The organism is Variovorax paradoxus (assembly GCF_902712855.1).
Lineage (GTDB): Bacteria > Pseudomonadota > Gammaproteobacteria > Burkholderiales > Burkholderiaceae_C > Variovorax > Variovorax paradoxus_Q.
On sequence record NZ_LR743507.1, the window covers coordinates 4,274,545 to 4,299,873 of the forward strand.

25 protein-coding genes and 1 tRNA gene are annotated in these 25,329 nt (G+C 64.0%); 2 read left to right on the forward strand and 24 right to left on the reverse strand.

All coding sequences use genetic code 11. The features are described 5' to 3' along the window. Positions 1-4 precede the first annotated feature (4 nt). The 23 genes from AACL56_RS19840 to AACL56_RS19950 form a co-directional block, all read right to left on the reverse strand. Positions 5-310 carry a DUF2818 family protein gene (locus AACL56_RS19840; RefSeq protein WP_339091523.1) on the reverse strand — a complete coding sequence of 102 codons (306 nt, stop codon included), beginning with the start codon at positions 308-310 and terminating at the stop codon, positions 5-7. A gap of 25 nt (positions 311-335) precedes the next feature. Continuing rightward, positions 336-1,823: an NADH-quinone oxidoreductase subunit NuoN gene (nuoN, locus tag AACL56_RS19845; RefSeq protein ID WP_339091524.1), complete on the reverse strand. Its 1,488-nt coding sequence runs from the start codon at positions 1,821-1,823 to the stop codon at positions 336-338. A 24-nt stretch (positions 1,824-1,847) separates the two neighbouring features. Continuing rightward, positions 1,848-3,326: an NADH-quinone oxidoreductase subunit M gene (locus AACL56_RS19850; RefSeq protein WP_339091525.1), complete on the reverse strand. Its 1,479-nt coding sequence runs from the start codon at positions 3,324-3,326 to the stop codon at positions 1,848-1,850. 25 nt (positions 3,327-3,351) lie between these two features. Continuing rightward, positions 3,352-5,382, reverse strand: coding sequence for an NADH-quinone oxidoreductase subunit L (nuoL, locus tag AACL56_RS19855; RefSeq protein ID WP_339091526.1), 2,031 nt, complete (start codon positions 5,380-5,382; stop codon positions 3,352-3,354). 7 nt (positions 5,383-5,389) lie between these two features. Further along, positions 5,390-5,698, reverse strand: a complete 309-nt coding sequence (gene nuoK, locus AACL56_RS19860; protein WP_019653383.1) for an NADH-quinone oxidoreductase subunit NuoK — start codon at positions 5,696-5,698, stop codon at positions 5,390-5,392. Then, the gene (locus AACL56_RS19865; RefSeq protein WP_339091527.1) at positions 5,695-6,351 is read right to left on the reverse strand and encodes an NADH-quinone oxidoreductase subunit J; all 657 of its coding nucleotides are present in this window, start codon (positions 6,349-6,351) and stop codon (positions 5,695-5,697) included. Before AACL56_RS19865 ends, nuoK begins: the two co-directional genes overlap by 4 nt. 38 nt (positions 6,352-6,389) lie before the next feature. Continuing rightward, on the reverse strand, positions 6,390-6,911 hold the full coding sequence (nuoI, locus tag AACL56_RS19870; RefSeq protein ID WP_339091528.1) for an NADH-quinone oxidoreductase subunit NuoI: 522 nt from the start codon (positions 6,909-6,911) through the stop codon (positions 6,390-6,392). 14 nt (positions 6,912-6,925) lie between these two features. Next, positions 6,926-8,005, reverse strand: coding sequence for a complex I subunit 1/NuoH family protein (gene nuoH, locus AACL56_RS19875; protein WP_425337031.1), 1,080 nt, complete (start codon positions 8,003-8,005; stop codon positions 6,926-6,928). Next, on the reverse strand, positions 8,002-10,173 hold the full coding sequence (gene nuoG / locus AACL56_RS19880) for an NADH-quinone oxidoreductase subunit NuoG (RefSeq protein ID WP_339091529.1): 2,172 nt from the start codon (positions 10,171-10,173) through the stop codon (positions 8,002-8,004). The genes nuoH and nuoG overlap by 4 nt, the downstream gene beginning before the upstream one ends. 17 nt (positions 10,174-10,190) lie before the next feature. Continuing rightward, entirely contained in the window at positions 10,191-11,531 is a 1,341-nt protein-coding gene (gene nuoF, locus AACL56_RS19885) for an NADH-quinone oxidoreductase subunit NuoF (RefSeq protein WP_339091530.1), read from the reverse strand. Then, positions 11,531-12,085: an NADH-quinone oxidoreductase subunit NuoE gene (gene nuoE, locus AACL56_RS19890; protein ID WP_339091531.1), complete on the reverse strand. Its 555-nt coding sequence runs from the start codon at positions 12,083-12,085 to the stop codon at positions 11,531-11,533. The genes nuoF and nuoE overlap by 1 nt, the downstream gene beginning before the upstream one ends. Before the next feature lie 10 nt (positions 12,086-12,095). Then, the gene (locus tag AACL56_RS19895; RefSeq protein WP_339091532.1) at positions 12,096-13,349 is read right to left on the reverse strand and encodes an NADH-quinone oxidoreductase subunit D; all 1,254 of its coding nucleotides are present in this window, start codon (positions 13,347-13,349) and stop codon (positions 12,096-12,098) included. Between the two features lies 1 nt (position 13,350). Next, positions 13,351-13,962, reverse strand: a complete 612-nt coding sequence (locus tag AACL56_RS19900) for an NADH-quinone oxidoreductase subunit C (RefSeq protein ID WP_339091533.1) — start codon at positions 13,960-13,962, stop codon at positions 13,351-13,353. Positions 13,963-13,975: 13 nt separating this feature from the next. After that, a complete protein-coding gene (locus AACL56_RS19905; protein WP_007837763.1) occupies positions 13,976-14,455 on the reverse strand; it encodes a NuoB/complex I 20 kDa subunit family protein in 480 nt (159 codons plus the stop codon). Positions 14,456-14,470: 15 nt separating this feature from the next. Further along, positions 14,471-14,830, reverse strand: coding sequence for an NADH-quinone oxidoreductase subunit A (locus AACL56_RS19910; protein ID WP_012748607.1), 360 nt, complete (start codon positions 14,828-14,830; stop codon positions 14,471-14,473). 67 nt (positions 14,831-14,897) lie between these two features. Continuing rightward, a tRNA-Leu gene (locus AACL56_RS19915) sits at positions 14,898-14,982 on the reverse strand. A gap of 119 nt (positions 14,983-15,101) precedes the next feature. Further along, the gene (secG, locus tag AACL56_RS19920) at positions 15,102-15,506 is read right to left on the reverse strand and encodes a preprotein translocase subunit SecG (protein WP_339091534.1); all 405 of its coding nucleotides are present in this window, start codon (positions 15,504-15,506) and stop codon (positions 15,102-15,104) included. Positions 15,507-15,542: 36 nt separating this feature from the next. Continuing rightward, positions 15,543-16,307, reverse strand: a complete 765-nt coding sequence (tpiA, locus tag AACL56_RS19925; RefSeq protein WP_339091535.1) for a triose-phosphate isomerase — start codon at positions 16,305-16,307, stop codon at positions 15,543-15,545. 10 nt (positions 16,308-16,317) lie between these two features. After that, positions 16,318-17,316 carry an NAD(P)H-quinone oxidoreductase gene (locus AACL56_RS19930; protein ID WP_339091536.1) on the reverse strand — a complete coding sequence of 333 codons (999 nt, stop codon included), beginning with the start codon at positions 17,314-17,316 and terminating at the stop codon, positions 16,318-16,320. Between the two features lie 90 nt (positions 17,317-17,406). Continuing rightward, positions 17,407-19,722, reverse strand: a complete 2,316-nt coding sequence (gene pnp, locus AACL56_RS19935; protein WP_339091537.1) for a polyribonucleotide nucleotidyltransferase — start codon at positions 19,720-19,722, stop codon at positions 17,407-17,409. A gap of 205 nt (positions 19,723-19,927) precedes the next feature. Beyond that, a complete protein-coding gene (gene rpsO / locus AACL56_RS19940) occupies positions 19,928-20,194 on the reverse strand; it encodes a 30S ribosomal protein S15 (RefSeq protein WP_007837783.1) in 267 nt (88 codons plus the stop codon). 115 nt (positions 20,195-20,309) lie between these two features. Further along, entirely contained in the window at positions 20,310-21,500 is a 1,191-nt protein-coding gene (locus tag AACL56_RS19945) for a pyridoxal phosphate-dependent aminotransferase (protein WP_339091538.1), read from the reverse strand. Between the two features lie 2 nt (positions 21,501-21,502). After that, on the reverse strand, positions 21,503-22,813 hold the full coding sequence (locus AACL56_RS19950) for a branched-chain amino acid ABC transporter substrate-binding protein (RefSeq protein WP_339091539.1): 1,311 nt from the start codon (positions 22,811-22,813) through the stop codon (positions 21,503-21,505). A gap of 124 nt (positions 22,814-22,937) precedes the next feature. Here AACL56_RS19950 and AACL56_RS19955 point away from each other — a divergent pair, with 124 nt between their 5' ends. Further along, complete coding sequence (locus AACL56_RS19955) at positions 22,938-23,309, forward strand: Hsp20/alpha crystallin family protein (protein ID WP_339091540.1); 372 nt, start codon at positions 22,938-22,940, stop codon at positions 23,307-23,309. A 189-nt stretch (positions 23,310-23,498) separates the two neighbouring features. Beyond that, complete coding sequence (locus AACL56_RS19960) at positions 23,499-24,242, forward strand: alpha/beta hydrolase-fold protein (protein WP_339091541.1); 744 nt, start codon at positions 23,499-23,501, stop codon at positions 24,240-24,242. Here AACL56_RS19960 and tsaD read toward each other — a convergent pair. After that, complete coding sequence (gene tsaD / locus AACL56_RS19965) at positions 24,190-25,239, reverse strand: tRNA (adenosine(37)-N6)-threonylcarbamoyltransferase complex transferase subunit TsaD (RefSeq protein ID WP_339091542.1); 1,050 nt, start codon at positions 25,237-25,239, stop codon at positions 24,190-24,192. The two genes, AACL56_RS19960 and tsaD, sit on opposite strands and share 53 nt — an antisense overlap. Positions 25,240-25,329 lie beyond the last annotated feature (90 nt).

A 25,329-nucleotide genomic window follows, 5' to 3' on the forward strand; every position in this document is an offset into this window, starting at 1 on the left:
GTCTTCAGTGCCTGTGTTTCATCAGATAGCGCCAGGTGAACCCGGGAAAGGCCAGCACGATGAACAGCGCCCCGGTCACCGCATAGAACTCCCACCCCTGGGAAGCGATCTGCCCTGCCCTGCGCTCGAACAGCAGCCCGACGCCGCCGGCCAGAAAGTACAAGACCACCAGTTCGGCGAGGCGCACCGCCAGCGACTTGGGTCTCGTCGCAAGCGGTACGACCCCGAACAGGCGGTCGTTGAAGAACGGCAGATTGGCAGCCACCAGGGCCACCAGCAGGACGACCCAGACCGACGCGGTTTGCGACACCTTGATCGACGGGGCCGGCGCCGCGTCAGTGGGCCAGCGTCGCCACGATCGCGTCGTAGCAGAGGCTCATCAGCCCGCCAGGAACAATGCCCAGGATCAGGATCAGCGCGCCATTGATCGTGAGCACGGTGCGCACGTCGCGCGGTGCCGACACGGTGGTGGCCGTCACCGGCGCGTCGAAGTACATGACCTTGACCACGCGCAGGTAATAGAAGGCGCCGATCAGCGACATCATCACCGCGAACACTGCCAAGCCGATGTAGATGGCATGGCCGGACGCGATGAGCGCCTGCAGCACTGCCAGCTTGGCATAGAAACCCACCAGCGGCGGCAGCCCGGCCAGCGAGAACATCGCGATGGCCATCACGCCGGCGTACAGCGGGCTGCGCTGGTTCAGGCCTGCGAGATCGGTGATCTCTTCGCTCTCGAAGCCTTCGCGCGCCAACAGCAGGATGATGCCGAAGCTCGCCAGCGTCGTCAGCACATAGGTCACGATGTAGAACATCGAGGCGCTGTACGCGTACTGGGCGTTGTAGGTGCCCTGCTGGTCCGAGCCTGCCACCAGGCCGAGCAGCATGAAGCCCATCTGCGAAATGGTCGAATACGCCAGCATCCGCTTCAGGTTGCTCTGCGCGATGGCGGCCAGGTTGCCAACCAGCAGCGAAGCGATGGCGAGCACCGCCAGCATCTGCTGCCAGTCGATGGCCAGCGGTTGGAGCGCGTCGACCAGCAGGCGGATGATGATGGCGAAGGCAGCCAGCTCGGGCGCGGCGCCGATCAGCAGCGTGATCGCCGTCGGAGCACCCTGGTAGACGTCGGGCACCCACATGTGGAACGGCGCAGCGCCCACCTTGAATGCCAGGCCTGCCACGATGAACACGAGGCCGAACACCAGCACTTGGTGATTCACCTTGCCGCTCGCGATGGTCTTGAACACCTCGTTGACGTCGAGCGAACCGGTCGCGCCATACATCATGGACAGACCGTACAGCAGGAAGCCGCTGGCCATGGCGCCGAGCACGAAGTACTTCATCGCAGCTTCGCTGGCCACCGCGTTGTCGCGGCGCAGCGCCACCAGCGCATAGCTCGACAGCGTGAGCAGTTCCAGGCCCAGGTAGATCAGCAGGAAGTTGCTGCCCGAGATCATCACGAACATGCCCAGCAGCGCGAACATGCTGATGGTGAACATCTCGCCGCCGCGCAGCATCTCGCGGTCGGCCGCATAGGGACGGCCGTAGACCAGGGTGACCATCAGGGCGACGGTAGCGAAGCACTTGAGCCAGTTGCCCATCGGGTCGCTGACGACCATGCCGCCGAAGCCGTAGATCGTCTTGGCGTCGAGGGCCTGCAGGCCCGACAGCACGGCGACCACGGCCAGCGTGAGCAGCGTGAGCACATAGGTGCGGGTACGGCGGTGGCTCGTGGTGGACAGGTCGACCAGTGCAATGATGCAGGTCATGACCAGCAGCACGATTTCAGGGTAGATCGTGACCCAGCTGAGTTTGTCAATCATCTCGTTCTCTTCTTCAGCGTGGCATCAGGAGGGCAGCTTCGAAACTGCCACGTGGCGCAGCAGCTCGGTCACCGACGCATCCATGGCATCGGTGAAAGGCTTCGGGAACAGGCCCATCCACAGCACGGCGATGGCCAGCAACGCCAGCATCAGGAATTCGCGAGCGTTGATGTCGGTGAGTTCCTTGACGTGGTCGTTGCCGACGGGGCCCAGGTACACGCGCTTGTACATCCAGAGGGTATAGGCCGCACCGAAGATCAGCGCGGTCGCTGCGCCGAGGCCGATCCAGAAGTTGGCCTTCACGGCGCCGAGGATGACCATCCACTCGCCCACGAAACCTGCGGTGCCCGGCAGCCCGCAATTGGCCATGGCGAACAGCAGCGCGAACGCGGCGAACTTGGGCATGGTGTTGACCACGCCGCCGTAGTCGGCGATCTGACGCGAGTGCACGCGGTCGTACAGCACGCCGATGCCCAGGAACATGGCGCCCGACACGAAGCCGTGGGCAATCATCTGCACGATGCCGCCGGACACGCCGAGTTCGTTGAAGATGAAGAAGCCGAGCGTCACGAAGCCCATGTGGGCGACCGACGAGTAAGCCACCAGCTTCTTCATGTCCTGCTGCACCAGCGCCACGAGGCCCACGTAGATCACGGCGATCAGCGACAGCGCGATCATGAGCCAGGCCCATTCGTGCGAGGCATCCGGCGCGATCGGCATCGAGAAGCGCAGGAAACCGTAGGCGCCCAGCTTCAGCATGATCGCGGCCAGCACGGCGGAGCCGCCGGTGGGGGCCTCGACGTGCACGTCGGGCAGCCAGGTGTGCACCGGCCACATCGGTACCTTCACAGCGAAGGCTGCGAAGAAGGCGAAGAACAGGAAGGTCTGCGCGCTCGCACCCAGCGGCAGCTTGTGCCAGGCCAGGATGTCGAAGCTGCCGCCCGACTTGTTGTAGAGGTAGATCAACGCCACCAGCATCAGCAGCGAGCCGAGCAAGGTGTACAGGAAGAACTTGAACGCCGCGTAGATCTTGTTCGGGCCGCCCCAGATACCGATGATCAGGTACATCGGGATCAGCGTGGCTTCGAAGAACACGTAGAACAGGATGCCGTCCAGCGACGCGAACACGCCGATCATGAAACCCGACAGGATCAGGAACGCGCCCATGTACTGGTTCACGCGCTCGGTGATCACTTCCCATGCCGAAATCACGACGATGACGGTGATGAACGACGTCAGCAGCACCAGCCAGAGCGACAGCCCGTCGATCCCGAGGTGGTAGTTGACGTTGAAGCGCGCGATCCAGCTCGTCTTCTCGACGAACTGCATGGCGGCGGTACCGTTCTGGAAACCCGTGAACAACGGCACCGTGACCAGGAAGCTCACGATGGAACCGACGAGCGCGACCCAGCGGACGCCCCTGGCGTGCTCGTCACGGCCAAACGCCAGCAGCGCGGCGCCGAATGCGATCGGCACCCAGATGGCAAGGCTCAACAAACCCATTTTTCTTTTTCTCCAGCGCTTAGGCTCAGCGTTTGAACCAGACGAAGTACGTCATCAGGATGAAGATGCCGAGCAGCATCGCGAAGGCGTAGTGATAGATGTAGCCCGACTGCATCCAGCGCACCACACCCGAAATCCGGCCGACCAACTTCCACGAACCGTTCACGACGGCACCGTCGATCAGGGCCTGGTCGCCGCCCTTCCACAGACCGGTACCGAGCGCACGCGTACCGCGGGCGATGATGTTCTCGTTGATCCAGTCCATGTAGTACTTGTTTTCGAGCAGGCGGTAGATCGGGCCGCAGGCACGCTTGATCGCGGCCGGCAGCGCCGGATTGATCATGTACATGTACCAGGACAGCACCACGCCAGCCAGTGCCAGCCAGAACGGCGCAGCCGTCAGGCCGTGGATCGCCATCGCCACCGGGCCGTGGAAGGCTTCTTCGAGTTCCTTCATGGCATGGTGCTTCGCACCGTCCACGAAGATCGCGTTCTTGAAGAACTCGCCGTAGAGCATCGGGTCGATCGTCATGAAGCCGATCACCACCGACGGAATGGCCAGCAACACCAGGGGCAGCCAGACCACCAGGGGCGATTCGTGCGGCTTGTGATCGTGATGGCCATGTCCATGGTCGTCGTGGCCATGATCGTCATGGTGCGCATCGGGGTTCTGGTCGTAGCGCTCCTTGCCGTGGAAGACCAGGAAGTACATGCGGAACGAGTAGAACGCCGTGATGAACACGCCGGCCAGCACCGCGTAGTACGCGAAATTCGCGCCCCACAGGTGGCTTTCGTGCACTGCCTCGATGATGCTGTCCTTCGAGTAGAAGCCCGAGAAGAACGGCGTGCCAATCAGCGCCAGCGAACCCAGCAGCGAGGTGATCCAGGTGATCGGCATGTACTTGCGTACGCCGCCCATCCAGCGGATGTCCTGGTTGTGGTGCATGCCGATGATCACGGAACCGGCACCGAGGAACAGCAGCGCCTTGAAGAACGCGTGCGTCATCAGATGGAACACCGCGACCGAGTACGCCGAGGCGCCGAGCGCCACCGTCATGTAGCCGAGCTGCGAGAGAGTCGAGTACGCGACCACGCGCTTGATGTCGTTCTGGATGATGCCCAGGAAGCCCATGAACAGCGCGGTGATGGCACCGATCACGAGGATGAAGCTCAGGGCCGTGTCGCTCAGCTCGAACAGTGGCGACATGCGCGCCACCATGAAGATGCCCGCGGTCACCATCGTTGCCGCGTGGATCAGCGCCGAGATCGGCGTCGGGCCTTCCATCGAGTCCGGCAGCCACACGTGCAGCGGGAACTGCGCGCTCTTGCCCATCGCGCCGATGAACAGGCAGATGCAGATCACCGTGATGAGCATCCATTCGGTGCCCGGGAACGTGATGCCGGCCAGCGTGTTCGCCTTGGCGAAGGCTTCGGTGTAGTTCAGCGTGCCAGCGTAGGCGGCGATAAGGCCGATGCCGAGGATGAAGCCGAAGTCGCCCACACGGTTGACCAGGAAGGCCTTCATGTTCGCGAAGATCGCGGTCGGCTTGTTGAACCAGAAGCCGATCAGCAGGTACGACACCAGACCTACCGCTTCCCAGCCGAAGAACAGCTGGAGCATGTTGTTGCTCATGACGAGCATCAGCATCGAGAAGGTGAACAGCGAGATGTACGCGAAGAAGCGGTTGTAGCCGTCATCTTCTTCCATGTAGCCGATGGTGTAGATGTGGACCATCAGCGACACGAAGGTCACGACGCACATCATCATCGCGGTGAGGCCGTCGACCATGAAGCCGACTTCCATCTTCAGGCCGCCCACGACCATCCATTCGTAGATGGTCTGGTTGAAGCGGGCGCCGTCGGCGATCACGCTCTTGAGCGTCATCGCCGAGATGACGAAGGCGACCAGCACGCCGAGAATCGTCAGCGAATGCGTGACCTTGCGGCCGATGTGGTTGCCGCCGAATTTCGTGCCGAACAGGCCCGCCAGGGCGGCGCCGACCAGGGGCGCCAGCGGCACGGCCAGCAGGGTGGATGCGGAAAGGGTTGCGCTCATGTTGCTGTCAACCCTTGAGCGAGTTGAGTTCGTCCACGTTGATGTTCGACTTGTTGCGGAACAGCAGAACCAGCAGTGCCAGCCCGATGGCCGACTCGGCCGCGGCCACCGTCAGAATGAAGAACACGAAGATCTGGCCGTGCATGTCGCCCAGGAAATGCGAGAAGGCCACGAAGTTCATGTTGACGGCGAGCAGCATCAGCTCGATGGCCATCAGCAGAACGATCAGGTTCTTGCGGTTCAGGAAGATGCCGATCACGGACAGCGCGAAGAGCATCGCGCCGAGCGAAAGAAAGTGTCCGAGCGTGAGCGTCATGCCTTGTTTTCCTTTGCAGCGTCCGCAGCTGCAGCTTCAGCCACAGGTTCGGCCGGACGCGTTGCCGGCATCTGCACGATGCGCACGCGGTCACGCGCCTTCACGCGCACCTGGTCGGCCGGGTTGACGTACTTGCTGTCCTTGCGGGTGCGCAGCGTCAGTGCAATGGCGGCCACGATGGCCACGAGCAGGATGACCGCGGCGATTTCCAGCGGGTAGAGATATTCGGAGTAAAGCAGCTTGCCCAGTTCGAGCGTGTTGGAGGTGTTGGCCGCTGCACCGGCAACGGCGCGTGGCGCCTCGCCGAGGCGGAAACCACCCATGAGCACGGCCGCCATTTCGAGCGCAATGAGAGCGCCCACGCCGGCAGCCAGCGGGAAGTGCTTCCAGAAGCCCTCACGCAAACTGTCGACGTTGATGTCCAGCATCATCACGACGAACAGGAACAGCACCATCACGGCGCCGACATACACCAGCACGAGCGAGATCGCGAGGAACTCGGCGCGCAGCAGCAGCCAGATGGCCGATGCCTGGAAGAAGGCCAGCACCAGGTACAACGCGGCGTACACGGGGTTGCGGGCGGTGATGACGCGGAACGCTGCGAACAGCAGCACCGCGGCAAACAGATAGAACAGACCGGTCTTGACGTCCATTGGAATTCGAATTGGTACGGGGTTCGGGCTGGTCGGAGTCAGCGGTACTTGGCGTCGGCCGCCTTGTTCGCTGCAATTTCGTTTTCGTAGCGATCGCCCACGGCAAGGAGCATGTCCTTGGTGAAGTACAGGTCGCCACGCTTCTCGCCGTGGTACTCGAAGATGTGCGTTTCGACGATCGAGTCGACCGGGCAGCTTTCTTCGCAGAAGCCGCAGAAGATGCACTTGGTCAGGTCGATGTCGTAGCGCGTCGTGCGGCGCGAGCCGTCGTCACGGACGTCGGACTCGATGGTGATCGCCAGCGCCGGGCAGACGGCTTCGCAGAGCTTGCATGCGATGCAGCGCTCTTCGCCGTTTTCATAGCGGCGCAGCGCATGCAGGCCACGGAAGCGCGGCGACAGCGGCGTCTTCTCTTCGGGAAACTGCACCGTGATCTTGCGGGAGAAGGCGTACTTGCCGGTGATCGCCAGGCCCTTGAACAGCTCGAACAGCATGAAGCTGCTCAGGAAGTCCTTGAGCGAGAACGGCGCGGACGGCGTTGCGGTGTGCGCAGCAGACATGTTGGCGCTTCCTGTTATTTCCAGATGTTGAACGGCGTCTGCATCCAGCCACCGACCACGACCAGCCACACGAGGGTGACGGGAATGAAGATCTTCCAGCCCAGACGCATGATCTGGTCATAACGGAAGCGCGGGAACGTCGAGCGCACCCACAGGAACATGGTGACCACGCAGAAGGTCTTCGCGCCCAGCCAGATCCAGCCGGGGATGAAGCTCAGGAAGTCGAACGGCGGCAGCCATCCACCGAGGAACAGCACCACGGTGAGGATCGACACGAGCCACATGTTGGCGTATTCGGCCAGGAAGAACATCGCGAAACTCATGCCCGAGTACTCGATCATGTGGCCGGCCACGATTTCGGATTCGCCTTCGACCACGTCGAACGGGTGGCGGTTGGTTTCCGCCAGACCCGAGATGAAGTAGACGACGAAGATCGGCAGCAGCGGCAGCCAGTTCCACGACAGGAAGCTCACGCCCATGTCGGCGAACATGCCCTTGCCCTGCACGTTCACGATCTCGCTCATGTTCAGGCTGCCGGTGACCATCAGCACCACGACGAAGCAGAAGCCCATCGCGATTTCGTAGCTCACCATCTGCGCTGAGGCGCGCAGCGCGCCGAGAAACGCGTACTTCGAGTTCGAGGCCCAGCCCGCAATGATCACGCCATACACCTCGAGCGAAGTGATGGCCATCACGAACAGCAGGCCGGCATTGATGTTGGCCAGCGCCACGTCGGGCCCGAAGGGAATCACGGCCCATGCGGCGAGCGCCGGCATGATGGTCATGATCGGGCCCAGCAGGAACAGGCCCTTGTTGGCGACCGTCGGAAGAATGATTTCCTTGGTCATCAGCTTGAGCGCGTCGGCGATCGGCTGCAGAAGGCCCAGCGGGCCGATGCGGTTCGGGCCGATGCGAATCTGCGTGAAGCCGATGGCCTTGCGTTCCCACAGCGTGAGGTACGCCACGGCCAGCATCAGCGGAATCACGACGACGATGATCTTGATCAGCGTCCAGATCACCGGCCAGACCACGCCGGTCCACCAGCCTGCGGCCACCAGGCCCTGGCCGAAGCCATGAATGGTGTCGACGATCATGCCAGTGCCTCCTCGGCGCGCGTGGCCATGCTCGATGCTGCCGACGCATTGCGCGCATCGGCGGTCAGTTGCAGCGACGGTGCACGGCGCACGATCGAATCCAGCTGGTAGATGCTCGCGACAACCGGCGCCGCGACGGCACCGTTGGCAGCCACGACAGCGGCGGAGGTGGCGTTGTTCAGCGCATCCGCCGGCACCGCGCCCTTGTCGCCGATGGTGGCCAGCACCTCGGCGGTCGATTCGAACGCGAAGCCCGGAAGGCCCAGCAGGTTCGCGAGCACGCGCAGCACCTTCCACGCCGGACGCGTCTCACCCTGCGGCTTCACGACGGCATGGAAGCCCTGCACGCGGCCTTCGGCATTGACGAAGGTACCCGGCGTTTCGGTGAACGGAGCGATGGGGAGCAGCACGTCGCTGAATGCGAGGTTGGCCTTGAAGGGGCTCAGCGTGACGACCATTTGCGCATTGCCGATGACATCGGCTGCAGCAGCACCGGCAGCCGAGTCGAACACCGGTTCGGTGTTCACCAGCATCACGGCCTTCAGGCCGGAGCCGGCGGCGAGCATTCGGCCGGCATCGAGGCCGCCGTTCTTCGGGAACGCGCCGACGATCTGCGCACCCACGGTGTTGGCGGCTTCAGTCAGGAAACCAACGGTGGCACCGGTCTGCGCGCCGATCCAGTTCGCCAACGCCAGCAGGCTGCTGGCCTGAGCGTGGTGAGCGACGGCATTGCCGAGCAGCACGGCCTTGCGCTCGCCACTCAGCAGCGACGCGGCGATGGCCTTGGCCGACTCGCCTGGTGCGTTCTGGGGTGCGAGCGGCGCGGTTGCGCCGTTGGTCTCACCGATGGCAGCGGCCACGGCAGCCAGAGCTTCGACCCACTGGTCGGCTTCGACGATCGACGACTGCGCCACATCGATGGCCCAGGCATCGCGGTCGGCCATCAAGCCGGTCGAGGTGATCACCGACAGTGCCGCGCCCTTGCGCACGGCCTGGCGGATGCGTTGCGCGAACAGCGGGTGTTCCTTGCGCAGGTTCGAGCCGACGACGAGCGCGCGCTGCACTTGCGTGAGCGAGGCGATCGACGTACCGAGCCAGCGCACGCCTTCGAACGCCGAGAACTCGGCATTGCGCAGGCGGTAGTCGATGTTGTCGCTGCCGAGCTCACGCGTGAGCATGGTGGCAAGCTGCAGCTCTTCCAGCGTGCTGTGCGGGCTGACCAGCGTGCCGATGCTCTGGGCACCGTGGTCGGCCTTGATCTGGCGCAGGCCGTTGGCCACGTACTCGAGCGCCGTCTGCCAGTCGACCTGCTGCCATTGGCCGCCCTGCTTGAGCATGGGCTGCGTGAGGCGCTCCGGTCCGTTGAGCGCTTCGTAGGAGAAGCGGTCACGGTCGGCGATCCAGCATTCGTTGACGTCTTCGTTCTCGAGCGGCACCACGCGCATGACGCGGTTGTTCTTGACCTGGACGATCAGGTTGGCACCGGTGGAGTCGTGCGGGCTCACCGATTTGCGGCGCGACAGCTCCCACGTGCGGGCGCTGTAGCGGAACGGCTTGCTCGTGAGCGCGCCGACCGGGCAGATGTCGATCATGTTGCCCGACAGTTCGGAGTCGACCGAATCGCCGAGGAAAGTCTCGATTTCGGAATGCTCGCCGCGCTGGGTCATGCCGAGCTCCATCACGCCAGCCACTTCCTGGCCGAAGCGGACGCAGCGCGTGCAATGGATGCAGCGGCTCATTTCTTCCATGCTGATCAGCGGGCCGACGTCCTTGTGGAACACGACGCGCTTTTCCTCTTCGTAGCGCGAAGAAGAACCGCCGTACCCCACCGCCAGGTCCTGCAGCTGGCATTCGCCGCCCTGGTCGCAGATAGGGCAATCCAGGGGGTGGTTGATCAGGAGAAACTCCATGACCGACTGCTGCGCCTTGATGGCCTTCTCGCTCTTGGTGCGAACGATCATGCCTTGCGTGACTGGCGTGGCGCAGGCCGGCATCGGCTTGGGTGCCTTTTCCACGTCCACGAGGCACATGCGGCAGTTGGCCGCGATGCTGAGCTTCTTGTGATAGCAGAAGTGCGGGATATAAGTGCCCGCCTTGTCGGCAGCATGCATCACCATGCTGCCTTCGGTCACTTCGACCTTCTTGCCGTCGAGTTCGATTTCAACCATATGTGTGTTTCTCGCGCTCAGGCCTGGACCGGCGCTTTGGGAACGTAGCCCGGGATCAGGGCTTCGAACTCATGACGGAAGTGCTTGATCATGGCGCGCACAGGCATGGCCGCAGCGTCGCCGAGCGCGCAGATCGTGCGGCCCTGGATGTTGTCGGCCACGGAGTTCAGCAGGTCCATGTCGGTCGCCCTGCCCTGACCGTTGTGAATGCGCTCCACCACGCGGTAGAGCCAGCCCGTGCCTTCGCGGCAAGGTGTGCACTGGCCGCAGGACTCGTGCATGTAGAAGTACGACAGGCGCTTGAGCGACTCGACCATCGAGCGGCTGTCGTCCATGACGATCACCGCACCCGAACCGAGCATCGAGCCAGCCTTGGCGATGGAGTCGTAGTCCATGGTGCAGGCCATCATGATGTCGGCCGGGAGCACCGGCGACGACGAGCCGCCAGGGATCACCGCCTTCAGCGTGCGACCCTTGCGCACGCCGCCACACAGCTCCAGCAGCTTCGAGAACGGCGTGCCCATCGGCACTTCGTAGTTGCCGGGAAGTTCGACGTCGCCGCTCACCGAGTAGATCTTGGTGCCGCCGTTGTTCGGCTTGCCGCATTCGAGATACGCCGGACCACCGTTGTTGATGATCCAGGGCACCGCCGCGAAGGTCTCGGTGTTGTTGATGGTGGTCGGCTTGCCGTACAGGCCGAAGCTCGCCGGGAACGGCGGCTTGAAGCGCGGCTGGCCCTTCTTGCCTTCGAGCGACTCGAGCAGCGCGGTTTCCTCACCGCAGATATAGGCACCGAAGCCATGGGCTGCGTGCAACTGGAAGTTGTACGTGCTGCCCATGATGCCGTCACCGAGGTAGCCGGCGGCGCGAGCTTCCTCGAGGGCTTCCTCGAAACGGTCGTAGCTCTGGAAGATCTCGCCGTGGATGTAGTTGTAACCGACGCTGATACCCATCGCATACGCGGCGATGGCCATGCCTTCGATCACGATGTGCGGATTGAACTGCAGGATGTCGCGGTCCTTGCACGTGCCCGGTTCGCCCTCGTCGGAATTGCAGACGAGGTACTTCTGGCCCGGGAACTGGCGGGGCATGAAGCTCCACTTCAGGCCGGTCGGGAAACCCGCGCCCCCACGGCCGCGCAGGCCCGAGGCCTTCACCTCGGCAATCACCTGGTCGGGCGTGAGGCCCTCGGTCAGGATCTTGCGCAGGGCCTTGTAGCCGCCACGCGCTTCGTAGTCGGCAAGGCGCCAGTTCGTGCCGTCGAGGCCCGCATAGATCTGCGGCTCGATGTGGCGATCATGGAAACAGGTCTGAACGCCCGTTGCCTGGAATTGCTGGAGAACTTGTTCGGGCGACATCAGGAAGCCTCCCCTTTGCCAGCGGACGTGGCGCCGCGCAGGCCGTCGACGAGCTGGTCGAGCTTTTCGTTGCTCATGAAACTGCACATGGTGCGATCGTTGACCAGCATCACGGGCGAGTCGGCGCACGCGCCCAGGCACTCGCTCTGCTGGAGCGTGAACAGGCCGTCGGCCGTGGTTTCGCCCATCTTGATGCCGAGCTTCTTCTCGAGATGCACGAGGGCGGTGACGCCGTCACGCAGTTGACAAGGCAGGTTGGTGCACACGTTGAGCTTGTACTTGCCCACCGGATGCTGGTTGTACATGTTGTAGAAGGTCGTCACTTCGTGCACGGCGATGGGCGCCATGCCGAGGTACTCGGCAATCTCGCGCTCGCGCTGCAGGCTGACATAACCTTCGTCCTGCTGGACGATCGACAGACAGGCCATCACGGCAGACTGCTTGCCTGCCTCGGGATACTTGGCCACCTCACGCGCAAAGCGCTCGAGAATCGCCGGCTTCAGAGGGGAAGAAGGCGCCGTAGGCGCCGTTTCATGGTGGGTCGAGGAAGTCATTCGCTCTTTCTCACCTGTCGATCTCGCCGAACACGATGTCCATCGTGCCGATCACCGCGACAGCGTCGGCGATCATGTGACCGCGCGACATTTCGTCGAGGGCGGCGAGGTGCGGAAAACCGGGGGCACGGATCTTCAGGCGGTACGGCTTGTTGGCGCCGTCGCTCACCAGATAGATGCCGAACTCGCCCTTCGGATGCTCGACGGCGGCATACGCCTCGCCTTCGGGCACATGGAAGCCTTCGGTGAAGAGCTTGAAATGGTGGATCAACTCCTCCATGTTCGCCTTCATCGATTCGCGCGCAGGTGCGGCGACCTTGTGGTTACTGGTGATAACCGGGCCGGGATTCGCACGCAGCCAAGCCGAGCACTGCTGGATGATCCGATTGGCCTGGCGCATCTCTTCCACGCGAACCAGGTAGCGGTCGTAGCAGTCGCCGGTCTTGCCGACCGGCACGTCGAACTGCATCTGGCCGTAAACGTCGTAGGGCTGCTTTTTGCGCAGGTCCCATTCGATGCCTGAGCCGCGCAGCATGGGCCCCGTGAAGCCGAGATTCAGCGCGCGCTCCGGCGTGACCACGCCGATGCCCACGGTGCGCTGCTTCCAGATGCGGTTGTCGGTGAGCAACGTCTCGTACTCGTCGACCATCTTCGGGAAGCGCTTGCAGAAGTCGTCGACAAAGTCGAGCAGCGAACCCTGGCGATTTTCGTTGAGCTTCTCGATCGCCTTGGCGTTCTTGATCTTGCTCACCTTGTACTGCGGCATCACGTCCGGCAGGTCGCGATAGACGCCACCCGGACGGAAGTAGGCCGCATGCATGCGAGCACCGGACACGGCCTCGTACATGTCGAACAGGTCTTCGCGTTCGCGGAAGCAGTAGATGAGCATGTTCATCGCGCCGCAGTCCAGACCGTGCGCGCCGAGCCACAACAAGTGGTTCAGCAGGCGGGTGATCTCGGCGAACATCACGCGGATGTACTGTGCGCGCAGCGGCACTTCCAAGCCCATCATCTTCTCGATGGCGAGACAGTACGCGTGCTCGTTGCTCATCATCGACACGTAGTCGAGACGGTCCATGTAAGGCAGCGACTGGATGAAGGTGCGCGATTCGGCAAGCTTCTCGGTCGCGCGGTGCAGCAGGCCGATGTGGGGATCGGCGCGCTGGATCACTTCGCCGTCCAGCTCGAGCACCAATCGGAGCACGCCGTGCGCCGCAGGATGCTGGGGACCGAAGTTGAGTGTGTAGTTCTTGATTTCGGCCATATCAGTGCAAACCGCCGCCGTAGTTGTCTTCGCGGATCACGCGCGGGGTGATTTCGCGCGGCTCGATCGATACCGGCTGGTAGACCACGCGCTTCTGTTCTTCGTCGTAACGCATCTCGACATGCCCCGACACCGGGAAGTCCTTGCGAAATGGATGGCCGATGAAGCCGTAGTCGGTCAGGATGCGCCTCAGGTCGTCATGGCCGTCGAACACGATGCCGTAGAGGTCGAAGGCTTCGCGCTCGAACCAGGTCGCGGCATTCCAGACGGGCTGAAGCGAATCGACCACAGGAAGGTCTTCGTTCGGCGCAAAAACCTTCAGACGCACGCGCTGATTCAGACTCACCGACAGCAAGTGCGTGACGACGCAATAGCGCTCACCCTGCCACTCGCCTTCGCGGTAATCGGAGTAATCCATTCCGCAGAGATCGATCAGTTGCTCGAAGCGGCAGCCGGGCGCATCGCGCAGCAGCAAGGCCGCGTCGATGTAGTCGGCAGCCCCCACCACCACGGTCACCTCGTCGAGCGCAATGGTCACGCTCCTGGCCTTGACGCCGAGCGTCTCGGCGACGGTGGCACGCAGAGCTTCCGGCGAAATTGCAAAGTCAGTCATCTTCGGCAATCTCTCAGGCGCGGGCAATGGTGTTGGTGCGACGGATCTTCTGCTGCAGCTGGATCACGCCATAGAGCAATGCTTCCGCAGTGGGCGGGCAGCCCGGCACGTACACATCGACCGGCACGATGCGATCGCAGCCGCGCACGACCGAATAGCTGTAGTGGTAGTAGCCACCACCATTCGCGCACGAGCCCATCGAGAGCACCCACCGCGGCTCAGGCATCTGGTCGTAGACCTTGCGCAGAGCGGGAGCCATCTTGTTGCACAGCGTGCCAGCCACGATCATCAGGTCGGACTGACGCGGACTGGGCCGAAACAGCATGCCGAAACGGTCGATGTCGTAGCGGGCGGCGCCCGCGTGCATCATCTCGACCGCACAGCATGCGAGACCGAAAGTCATCGGCCAGAGAGATCCGGTTTTCGCCCAGTTCACCACCGAGTCATAGGTGGTCGTGACGAAACCTTCTTTGAGAACGCCTTCAATGGCCATCGTGTGCTTTCCTTGTCATTCCCAGTCGAGCGCGCCTTTTTTCCACTCGTAGGCAAAACCCACGACGAGGATGGCGAGGAAGATCATCATGGCCCAGAAGCCGACAGCACCGATCTCCTTGAGCGCAATGGCCCACGGAAAGAGAAAGGCAATCTCGAGGTCGAACAGGATGAAGAGAATCGCAACGAGGTAGTAGCGCACGTCAAACTTCATGCGCGCATCCTCGAAGGCTTCAAAGCCACACTCGTAGGGAGCGTTCTTTGCGGCGTCGGGCCGATTGGGGCCGAGAATGTATCCGATGACCTGAGGTGCGACGCCTACGCCGACTCCGACCAAAATGAACAAAAGGACGGGGAGGTAGGAGTCGAGATTCATCGAGAGTTTTTCACCGCTTGCCACCGGCAAGAAGAACCTCTGGATGAGGTTTTCTGCCGATGAGATTTGGTGCGGTCGGCGAGACTCGAACTCGCACAGCTTTCGCCACTACCCCCTCAAGATAGCGTGTCTACCAATTTCACCACGACCGCGGTTTTTGCTGTTCAGATGGCATGAGGTACCTGAAACAGGTATTTGGCTTTCCGAACAGATTTAGAGTTTACCCTGAAATGAAGCCATTTTTCACAGGTGACTCATGAAAACGAGATGATTACTTCGAAGGAATCTGGCCAGCACCCGAAACAGGGGCAGCAGGAGCCGACGCAGGCGCACTGGGAGCCGCCGCACCTGGGATTTCGTTGGCTGCACCAGGAGCTGCCGGCGCAGCCGGAGCACCCACTGCCGCACGCTCGAGAAGGCTGCCACCGCCTGCAGGACGCGCATGGCTGAAGTAGGCCAGCAGCAACGTGCACGCGAAGAACACGGCGGCAAGCACCGCGGTGGTTCGCGACAGGAAGTTTGCACTGCCGCTGGCGCCGAACAGGCTGCCCGCGCTACCGCTGCCGAAGGCTGCGCCCATGTCGGCGCCCTTGCCGTGCTGGATCAGGATCAGGCCGATCATCGCGAGCGCCGACAGCATCTGCACGCCGACCAATAGATTGAGGACCAGGTTCATTCGTTCTTACTCCTAAGTGATACAGCCGTTGCGCATTCAGCGCGCAGCGGCGGAAATGATCTGCAGAAAGTCGGGGGCCTTGAGCGACGCGCCACCGATCAGGCCACCGTCGATGTCGGCCTGCGCCAGCAACTCCGCGGCATTCGCCGCGTTCATGCTGCCGCCATAAAGGATCTTGATGCCCGCCGCATGCTCGCTCGCCGCGTGGTGCAGTTGCGCACGCAGCACCGCATGCACCGCCTGCGCCTGCTCCGGTGTCGCCGTCTTGCCCGTGCCGATGGCCCAGACCGGCTCGTAGGCCACGACGATTTCGCTGATGCAATGGCCATTCACATGAATGACCGCAGCCAACTGGCGCTTGACGACCTCTTCGGTCTGCCCTGCTTCGCGCTGCGCCAGCGTCTCGCCCACACAGACGATCGGCGTGATGCCGTTCGCCAGCGCTACGGCGGTCTTTGCAGCCACCGCTTCGTCGGTTTCGCCGTGGTATTGGCGACGCTCCGAGTGACCGACGATCGCATAGCGCACGCCGAACTCCTTCAGCATCGCGGCCGATTGCTCGCCGGTGAAAGCCCCTTGCGGGTGCGCAGAGATGTCCTGCGCACCGAGCGCCATTGCAGGCGAACCCGCCAGCAGCGACTGCACCTGCGCGAAGTACGGCGCAGGCGCGCAGAGCGCCACGTCGCACGCCGCGGGGCTGGCAGCCAGGCCCCGCTGCAAGGCCTTCACCAGCGCCTCGTTGGCGGCCAGGCCTCCGTTCATCTTCCAGTTGCCGGCGATCAGCTTCTTGTTGGTTGTCATCGCGTTGTCCTCACCACGTCAGCACGATCTTGCCGATGTGCTGGTTCGATTCCATCAGCGCATGGGCCTGGGCCGCACCGCTTGGCTCACCCACAGCCGCAAAGGTGCTGTGGATCACCGGCTTGATTGCGCCGCTCTCAAGCAGCGGCCAGACCTTCTCCCGCAGCGCCTTGGCGATGGCGCCCTTGAAGGCGACGGGACGCGGACGCAGCGTCGAGCCGGTGATCGTGAGGCGCTTGCGCAACACGAGGCCCGCATTGATTTCGCTCTTCACGCCACCCTGCACAGCAATGATCACCAGCCGGCCGTCTTCGGCCAGGCACTCGATCTCGCGCGCCACGTAGTCGCCGGCGACCATGTCGAGCACCACGTCCACACCCTTGCCGCCCGTCAGTTTCCTGGCCTCTTCGGCGAAGTCGCTCGTGCGGTAGTTGATGGCGTGGTCGGCGCCGAGCTTCCTGCAGGCTTCGCACTTGTCGTCGCTGCCGGCCGTGACGATCACGGTCGCGCCGAGCGCCTTGGCAATCTGGATCGCCGTGACGCCGATGCCGCTCGAACCACCCTGGATGAGCAGCGTCTCGCCCTTTTGCAGGCGGCCGCGCTCGAACACGTTGCTCCAGACGGTGAAGAAGGTCTCGGGCAGAGCAGCCGAATCGACATCGCTCCAGCCCTTGGGCACCGGCAGGCACTGCAGGACAGGCGCCACGCAGAGTTCCGCATAGCCACCGCCTGCGACGAGCGCACACACACGGTCGCCGATCTCGAAGCCCGCCTGGGCCAATGCCGCGGCATCACCCGACACGATCTCGCCCGCCACCTCGAGGCCCGGCAGGTCGGAAGCGCCCGGCGGCACCGGATAGTGACCTTTGCGCTGCAGCACGTCCGGACGGTTGACGCCGCTTGCCGCCACGCGGATCAGCAGCTCGCCCGTGCCCGCGACGGGGTCGGGACGTTGCGCAACGCGCAGCACCTCGGGGGCACCGTACGAAGTGATTTCAATGGCTTTCATGATCTTTCGGCCTCCAACGCCCGCAGATGGGGCGAAGCTAGCTGTTCAAAAGATAGCAGCGGCGGCCCGCGGCCGCCGCTGCGCCCTTTCTTACTCCTGAGGCTCGCGCGGGGCTTGCGGCTGCTCGCCGGCCGGGGCCTGCGACTGCTCGTTGCGCGGCTGTTGCTGCTGCTCGTTGCTGAAGCGCGGTGCGCGCTCGCCGCGGTCACCACCACGGTCGCCACCGCGATCACCACGGTCGCCGCGTTCACGGCGCTCGCCGCGGTCACCACGGTCTTCGCGCGGCGGACGCTCGCTGTACTCCATGCCGGCCGGACGCTCGGTCAGGGCCTTCATCGACAGCTTGACGCGGCCCTTCTCGTCAGTCTCAAGAACCTTGACCTTCACGATCTGGCCTTCGCTCAGATAGTCGGTCACCTTCTCGACGCGTTCGTGCGCGATCTGGCTGATGTGCAGCAGGCCGTCCTTGCCCGGCAGCAGGTTGATGAGCGCGCCGAAGTCCAGGATCTTGGTGACCGGGCCTTCGTACACCTTGCCGATTTCGACTTCGGCGGTGATCTGCTCGATGCGCTTCTTGGCCATCTCGGCCTTTTCCGGGTCGGTCGAGGCGATGGTGATCGTGCCGTCTTCGTCGATGTTGATCGTCGTGCCGGTCTCTTCCTGCAGGCCGCGGATGACTGCGCCACCCTTGCCGATCACGTCGCGGATCTTCTCGGGGTTGATCTTCAGCGTGGTCAGGCGCGGTGCGAAGCTGGAGACTTCGGCCTTGGCCTCGCCCATGGCTTCCTGCATCTTGCCCAGGATGTGCATGCGCGCTTCCTTGGCCTGCGCCAATGCGACCTGCATGATCTCCTTGGTGATGCCCTGGATCTTGATGTCCATCTGCAACGCGGTGATGCCGTTGGTGGTGCCCGCCACCTTGAAGTCCATGTCGCCGAGGTGATCTTCGTCACCCAGGATGTCGGTCAGCACCGCGAAGCGGTTGTCTTCCTTGATCAGGCCCATGGCGATACCGGCCACGTGCGCCTTCATGGGCACGCCGGCGTCCATCATGGACAGGCAGCCGCCGCAGACCGAAGCCATCGACGACGAACCGTTCGACTCGGTGATCTCGGAAACCACGCGAACCGTGTACGGGAACTCTTCCTTGTTCGGCAGCACGGCGACGAGCGCGCGCTTGGCCAGGCGGCCGTGACCGATTTCGCGGCGCTTGGTCGAGCCCATGCGGCCCACTTCGCCGGTGGCGAAGGGAGGCATGTTGTAGTGGAACAGGAAGCGGTCTTCGTATTCGCCGGCCAGCGCGTCGATGCGCTGCGCGTCGCGCTCGGTACCCAGCGTGGTGATCACCAGCGCCTGGGTTTCGCCGCGCGTGAACAGGGCCGAGCCGTGGGTGCGGGGCAGCACCGAGTTGCGGATTTCGATCGGGCGCACGGTGCGCGTGTCGCGGCCGTCGATGCGGGGTTCGCCCGACAGGATCTGGCTGCGCACGATCTTCGATTCGATGGCGAACAGCAGGTCGCTGACCTTGCCGCTGTCGAAGTCGGCACCTTCGGCCTTCAGGGCCTCGAGGACGCTGGCGTTGGCTTCGCGCAGGGCTTGCGTGCGGGCCTGCTTGCTGCGGATCTGGTAGACGGCGCGCAGCTTGTCTTCGGCGAGGCCCTTGACCTTGGCAACGAAGGCTTCGTCTTCGGCCGGAACCTTCCAGTCCCACACCGGCTTGCCGGCGTCGCGCACGAGGTCATGGATCGCATCGATGGCGATGTTGGCCTGTTCGTGGCCGAACACCACGCCGCCCAGCATGATTTCTTCGCTGAGTTGCAGGGCTTCGGATTCGACCATCAGCACGGCGGCTTGCGTGCCGGCGACAACGAGGTCCATCTGCGAATCCTTGCGGGCGGTCTGCCCCGGATTCAGCACATACTGGCCGTTGATGTAGCCCACGCGGGCGGCACCGATCGGGCCGTTGAATGGCACGCCGGAGATCGACAGTGCAGCGCTCACGCCGATCATGGCTGCGATGTCGGCATCGACTTCGGGGTTGAGCGAGATGGTGTGGATGACCACGTGCACTTCGTTCAGGAAGCCTTCGGGGAACAGCGGACGGATCGGGCGGTCGATCAGGCGGCTGGTCAGCGTTTCGTGTTCGCTGGGCTTGGCCTCGCGCTTGAAGAAGCTGCCAGGGATCTTGCCTGCGGCGTAGGTCTTCTCGATGTAGTCGACGGTCAGCGGGAAGAAGTCCTGGCCCGGCTTGGCGTTCTTGGAAGCGACGACGGTCGCGAGGATAACGGTGCCGTCGATGTCGACGAGAACGGCGCCGCTGGCCTGGCGGGCGATCTCGCCCGTTTCCATGACGACGGTCTTGTCACCCCATTGGAATGACTTGGTGACTTTGTTGAAAAGGCTCATGTTTGCTCCTGTTTTGATAGCGAACCACTCAGGATCCGCAGGGGCCGGAGGCTTCTCAGAACACGATGCCATTCCAGTGAAGATCGATCGAACTTCATTGGAATGACACAGCTTCGCTCTGTTTGGGCACTCCGAAAAGTGGATCGCGAAGTAAAAAACGCCTGAGCTAGCGGACTAACCCAGGCGTTTTTTCATGCGATTCGGTTTACTTGCGCAGACCCAGCTTGGCGATCAGCGCGGTGTAACGGTCGGCGTCCTTGGACTTGAGGTAGTCGAGGAGCTTGCGGCGGCGGCTCACCATGCGCAGCAGGCCGCGGCGGCCATGGTGGTCCTTGGCGTGGGTCTTGAAGTGGGGGGTGAGCTCGTTGATACGGGCGGTCAGCAGTGCAACTTGCACTTCGGGGCTGCCGGTGTCGTTGGCGGCGCGGGCGTTGTCCTTGACGACTTCGGCCTTGATGGAGGCTGCGATCATGTTGATTTCCTTGTTCCGGGATGTTTGACTTGCGGTGAGCGCTGGAACTGCGCCCACCGTGCGCCTTGCGGCATGCAAAGCCTCGGGATTATAGCCCGGGTACTTTCGGAGGGCTTCAGCCTCCCCTTGCCGCCCCCTCCAGCCAGCCGCGCAGCCGCTCCACGCCCTGCACCAGCCGCTGGGGGTCCTTCGAGGCGAAGCACCAGCGCAGCCAGCCCTGCGCCTCGGGGGCGAAGGCGTTGCCGGGCGCGAGCCCCAGGCCGGCCTCGGCCACGAGCCGCCTGGCCACTTCGAACGAATCGTCGAAGCCCTCGAGCCGGAAGAAGGCATACATGCCGCCCTTGGCCGGCGCCACCTGCACGCCCGGCAGGGCGGCCAGCAGCGGCACCAGCGTGTCGCGGCACTGCTTCAGGTGAGCCACCACGCGCGGCGTGATCTCGCCCGTGTGCTCGATGGCGGCGATCGCCGCGCGCTGCGTGAACACGCTGGCACACGAGGTATTGAACTCGATCAGCTTTCCGATGCCTTCCACCATCGACGGCGGAAGCACCAGCCAGCCGAGGCGCCAGCCGGTCATCAGGAAGCTCTTCGAGAAACTGTGCGTCACGACGAGCCGGTCGTCGGGCTTCGAGACGTCGAGGAAGCTCGGCGCACAGCCGTTCGCGGTCGGCTCGAAGTAGAGGCGCTCGTACACCTCGTCCGCCAGGATCCACGTGCCGGTCTGGCGGCAGTGGTCGAGCACGGCCTGCTGCTCGTCGCGCGTCATGGTCCAGCCCGTGGGGTTGTTCGGTGCATTGACGATCAACAGTTTCGTCTTCGGTGTGACTGCCGCACGCAGCGCCGGAAGGTCGAGCGTCCACTCGCCGTTCACCGGCACCAGCGGCAGCGTGCGCACCCGCGCGCCCATGATGGCGGGCTGCGCCGTGAGGTTCGGCCACACCGGCGTCACGGCGACCACTTCGTCGCCCGCGTCGACAAGCGCCTGAACCGCGAGCATCAGCGCGCTCACGCCGCCCGAAGTGACGGCGATGCGCGACGCGTCCACCGCCGGATGCAGCGCGCTGGTGTAGCGCGCGATGGCCGCCCGCAGTTCGGGCAGGCCGAGGTTGTGTGCATAGAAGGTCTCGCCACGCTGCAGGGACTCGATGGCCGCCTGGCGGATCACCTCGGGCGTGACTTCGTCGCTCTCGCCGAACCAGAAGGCCAGCACGTCGTCGCGGCCCATGCCGGCATTGGCGACTTCGCGGATCTTCGAGGCTTCGAGGTTGTGGATGGCTTCACGCATGGCTGGGGTCCTGTTGTTCATCTTCAAGGTCTTTTCATCTTGCACGAAGTGGGCAGCTCGGCACGCTCCGGGCCAATGGTCTTCACCACGCGAAAGCCATAGCCAGAGCCTTCGACGTCGAACTGCACGCCCGGCGTGCCCTGCCTGTCCATCACGCCGACGACCAGCTGCTGCTGGAACTGGTGGTCCGCGGCGCGCATGCGCCCGCGCTGTCCGTACAGGGTGACGTCGGCCTGCTCGAGTGCGCGCGCGACGGGCACGGCATCGGCGCTGCCTGCGCGCTCGATCGCCTGCACGAGCGCCTCGATCATCAATTGCAGGCGCATGTGCACGTAGTCGTCGGCGGGCTTCGGAAAGCGTGCGTGGAAGGCGCGGTAGAACGCTTCCGACTGCGCCGTCTGCACGTTGGGCAGCCAGTCGGCCACGGCGATCACGCGGCCGATGCCTGCGTCGCCGATGGCGGCGGGCGCACCCAGCGCGTTGCCATAGAACGTGTAGAAGGTGCCGTTGAAACCCGCTTCGCGCGCGGCCTTCACGAGCAGCGTGAGGTCGTTGCCCCAGTTGCCGGTGACCACGGCCTGCGCGCCGCTCGCGATGATCTTGGTGGCGTAGGGCGCGAAGTCCTTCACCTTGCCCATCGGATGCAGCTCGTCGCCTACGATCTCCACGTCGGGCCGCCGCGCGCCGAGTTGCCGGCGCGACTCGCGCAGCACCGCCTGGCCGAAGCTGTAGTCCTGCCCGATGAGGTACACGCGCTTGAGCGAAGTGTCGTCCTTCACCGCATCCATCAGCGCCGCCACACGCATGTCCGCATGCGCATCGAAGCGGAAGTGCCAGAAGCTGCAGCGCTCGTTGGTCAGCACCGGATCGACCGCCGCGTAGTTCAGGAAGATCACGCGCCGCGACGGGTCTCGCTCGTTGTTCTTGTCGATGGCATCGATCAGCGCCGCGGCAGTGGCCGACGAGTTGCCCTGCAGCACGACGCGCGCGCCGTCGTCCATCGCCGCACGCAGCGCGGAGAGCGCCTCCTCGTTCTGGCCCTTGCTGTCGTAGCGGTCGAGTTGCAGCGGTCTCGCACCGCCGGGAACGCCCGGCAGCTTCACGCCGCCGCGCGCATTCACCCGCTCCACAGCCCAAAGAAGATTGCGGAATACGGCCTCGCCGGTGTTGGCGAACGGGCCGCTCATGCTCTCGATCAGCGCCAGGCGAATCGGTGCCGGAGGGGCTGCAGGAGCCGCAGGAACGGCCTGCGCCAGCGCGGCGAACGGCCTCGCGCATAGCGTCAGCGCCGCGAATTTCAAGGCCTCGCGGCGCCAAATAAAGCGGGGATTCATTGTCTTGAAACGCGTGCCGACGCGCCTAGATGAGGTCTCAAGCGGCACTCACGATTGAACGGCCGCGCAGTGTAAGGGACACACATTTCTTGTCCCCATTGTGTTGATTCAGGAGTTCCTCATCATGTTTTTCGCCCCCAACGTCCGCACCGCCCGCTTCGCTCCCCGCGCCTATGACCGCGCATTCGAACGCTTCGCCAGCGAGGCCTTCGCCGGTGCCCGCCGCTCCCCGCTCGTGGAGCAGGACGACAAGAGCTGGACGCTCTCGCTCGACGTGCCGGGCTTCGCGCGTGAAGAGCTCGTCATCGGCATCGAAGGCGCCGTGGTGCGCATTGACAGCAAGGCCGACGCCAAGCGCCAGTTCAAGGCCGCCTACGAGCTGCCGCAGGACATCGACGTGGCCGCCAGCGAGGCCAAGCTCGAGAACGGCGTGCTCACGCTGAAGCTCGGAAAAGTAGTACCCGTGAGCCAGGCAGCGACGTTGCAAATCAACTAGTTCTGCTTAAGCCCACAAGAAGAAAGTGTCAGCAAAGGTTCTTTTTGACTTTGATCGTGCTCCCTATTCACAATAGGGCCGCATAACGTCACATGATGTGACGTTTTCTTAGAACTTTCTTCTTCGTGGGCGTCTCGTAAACGCATCGAGTTCCATGACGGTGCGGGTCGGGTGCCCTCTCACGGCACCATGCAAACACACCTTCAGCCCGCCAATCCCAACGAGCAATCCGACGCCCTGCTGGTCTTCCTGCCGGGTGCCTACCTCAAGCCCGACGAGTTCGAGCGAGAGGGTTTCATCAGCGCGGTGCGGGAGCGCCACCTGGCAGCCGATGCGCTGCTGGTGGACGCGGACGTGTCCTACTACTACGAGCAGACGCTCAGCGAGCGGCTGCACACCGATGTCATCGAGCCGCAGCGCGCCAAGGGCTACAAGTCGATCTGGCTGGTGGGTATCTCCATCGGCGGCTTCGGTGCGCTGATCCACGAACTGGCACGGCCGGGCTCGGTCGACGGCATCGTGGCGCTCGCGCCCTACCTTGGCCGGCGCGTGCTTGGCGCGGAGATCAAGAAGGCCGGCGGCCTGCGCATGTGGCAGGCCCCCACGGGCCCGCAGCCCGACGAGGAACCCGACCGCAAGCTCTGGCCCTTCTTCCAGCAATACCTGAAGGACCAGACCTCGAAGAACCTGCCGCCGCTGTACCTCGGTTTCGGCCTCGAGGACCGTTTCGTCAGCAACCACAAGCTGCTGGCCGACGCGCTGCCACCGGGCCAGGTGTTCACCACCGAAGGCGGCCACGACTGGCCGCAATGGCGCCAGCTCTGGCGAAATGTGCTCGACGTGCTGCCGCTGCCTTCGCTCGGCCGCGCACGCCAGGCCGCTAGGCAGCCCCAGCAGCAGCCGACAGCATCCCCATGGGCCATCGCGGCTTGACGTCGAAGGCGTAGCGCTCGCTCGCCTGCGATAGACCCGATTGCAGCCGCATGGCTGCGGCCATGGCGATCATCGCGCCGTTGTCGGTGCACAGGTGCAGTTCGGGGTAGTGCACGCGCACATTGCGCTTCGCGCATGCGGCATTCAGTTGCTCGCGCAAATTCTTGTTGGCCCCCACCCCGCCGGCCACCACCAGGCGCTTGAGCCCGGTCTGGTCGAGCGCCGAGAGCGATTTCTTCAGCAGCACCTCGACGATCGCCGCCTGCGTGGATGCGGCCAGGTCGGCCTTGCGCGCTTCGAGCTGGTCCCCGAGCTTCCTGGCCTGCGTGAGCACGGCGGTCTTCAGGCCGGCAAACGAGAAATCGAGGTCGCCGCTGTGCAGCAGCGGACGCGGCAGCTTGAAGGCCGCGGCGTCGCCGCCCTCGGCCAGCTTGGCGAGCCACGGACCGCCGGGGTACGGCAGGCCCATCAGCTTGGCGCTCTTGTCGAAGGCCTCGCCGGCCGCATCGTCGATGGTCTCGCCCAGCAGTTCGTAGCGGCCCACGCCGTCCACCCGCATCAGCTGCGTGTGGCCGCCCGACACCAGCAGTGCGACGAACGGGAACTCCGGCGGATCGGCGCTCAGGAACGGCGACAGCAGGTGCCCCTCGAGGTGATGCACCCCGAGCACCGGCTTGCCCAGCGCCACGCCCAGCGCGCAGGCCACACCCGCGCCCACCAGCAGCGCGCCGGCAAGGCCGGGGCCGCGCGTGTAGGCCACCACGTCGATCTCGCCCAGCGAGCGGCCGGCTTCTGCCATGACGGCTTCGGTGAGCGGCAGCACACGGCGGATGTGATCGCGGCTGGCCAGCTCGGGCACCACGCCCCCGTAGGCCTGGTGCATGGCGATCTGGCTGTGCAGCGCATGCGAACGCAGCAGCGGCAGCGCGTCGCCGTGCGACTCGACCAGCGCCACGCCGGTTTCATCGCAGGATGATTCGATTCCCAACAAGAGCATGCCGCCGAGTGTAGGTGGCACCTGCGCCGGATGCCCGCGAAGGGACAAGCGGCACGAATGTTGCAGCACCACGCTGGCTTCCTGCCTCCA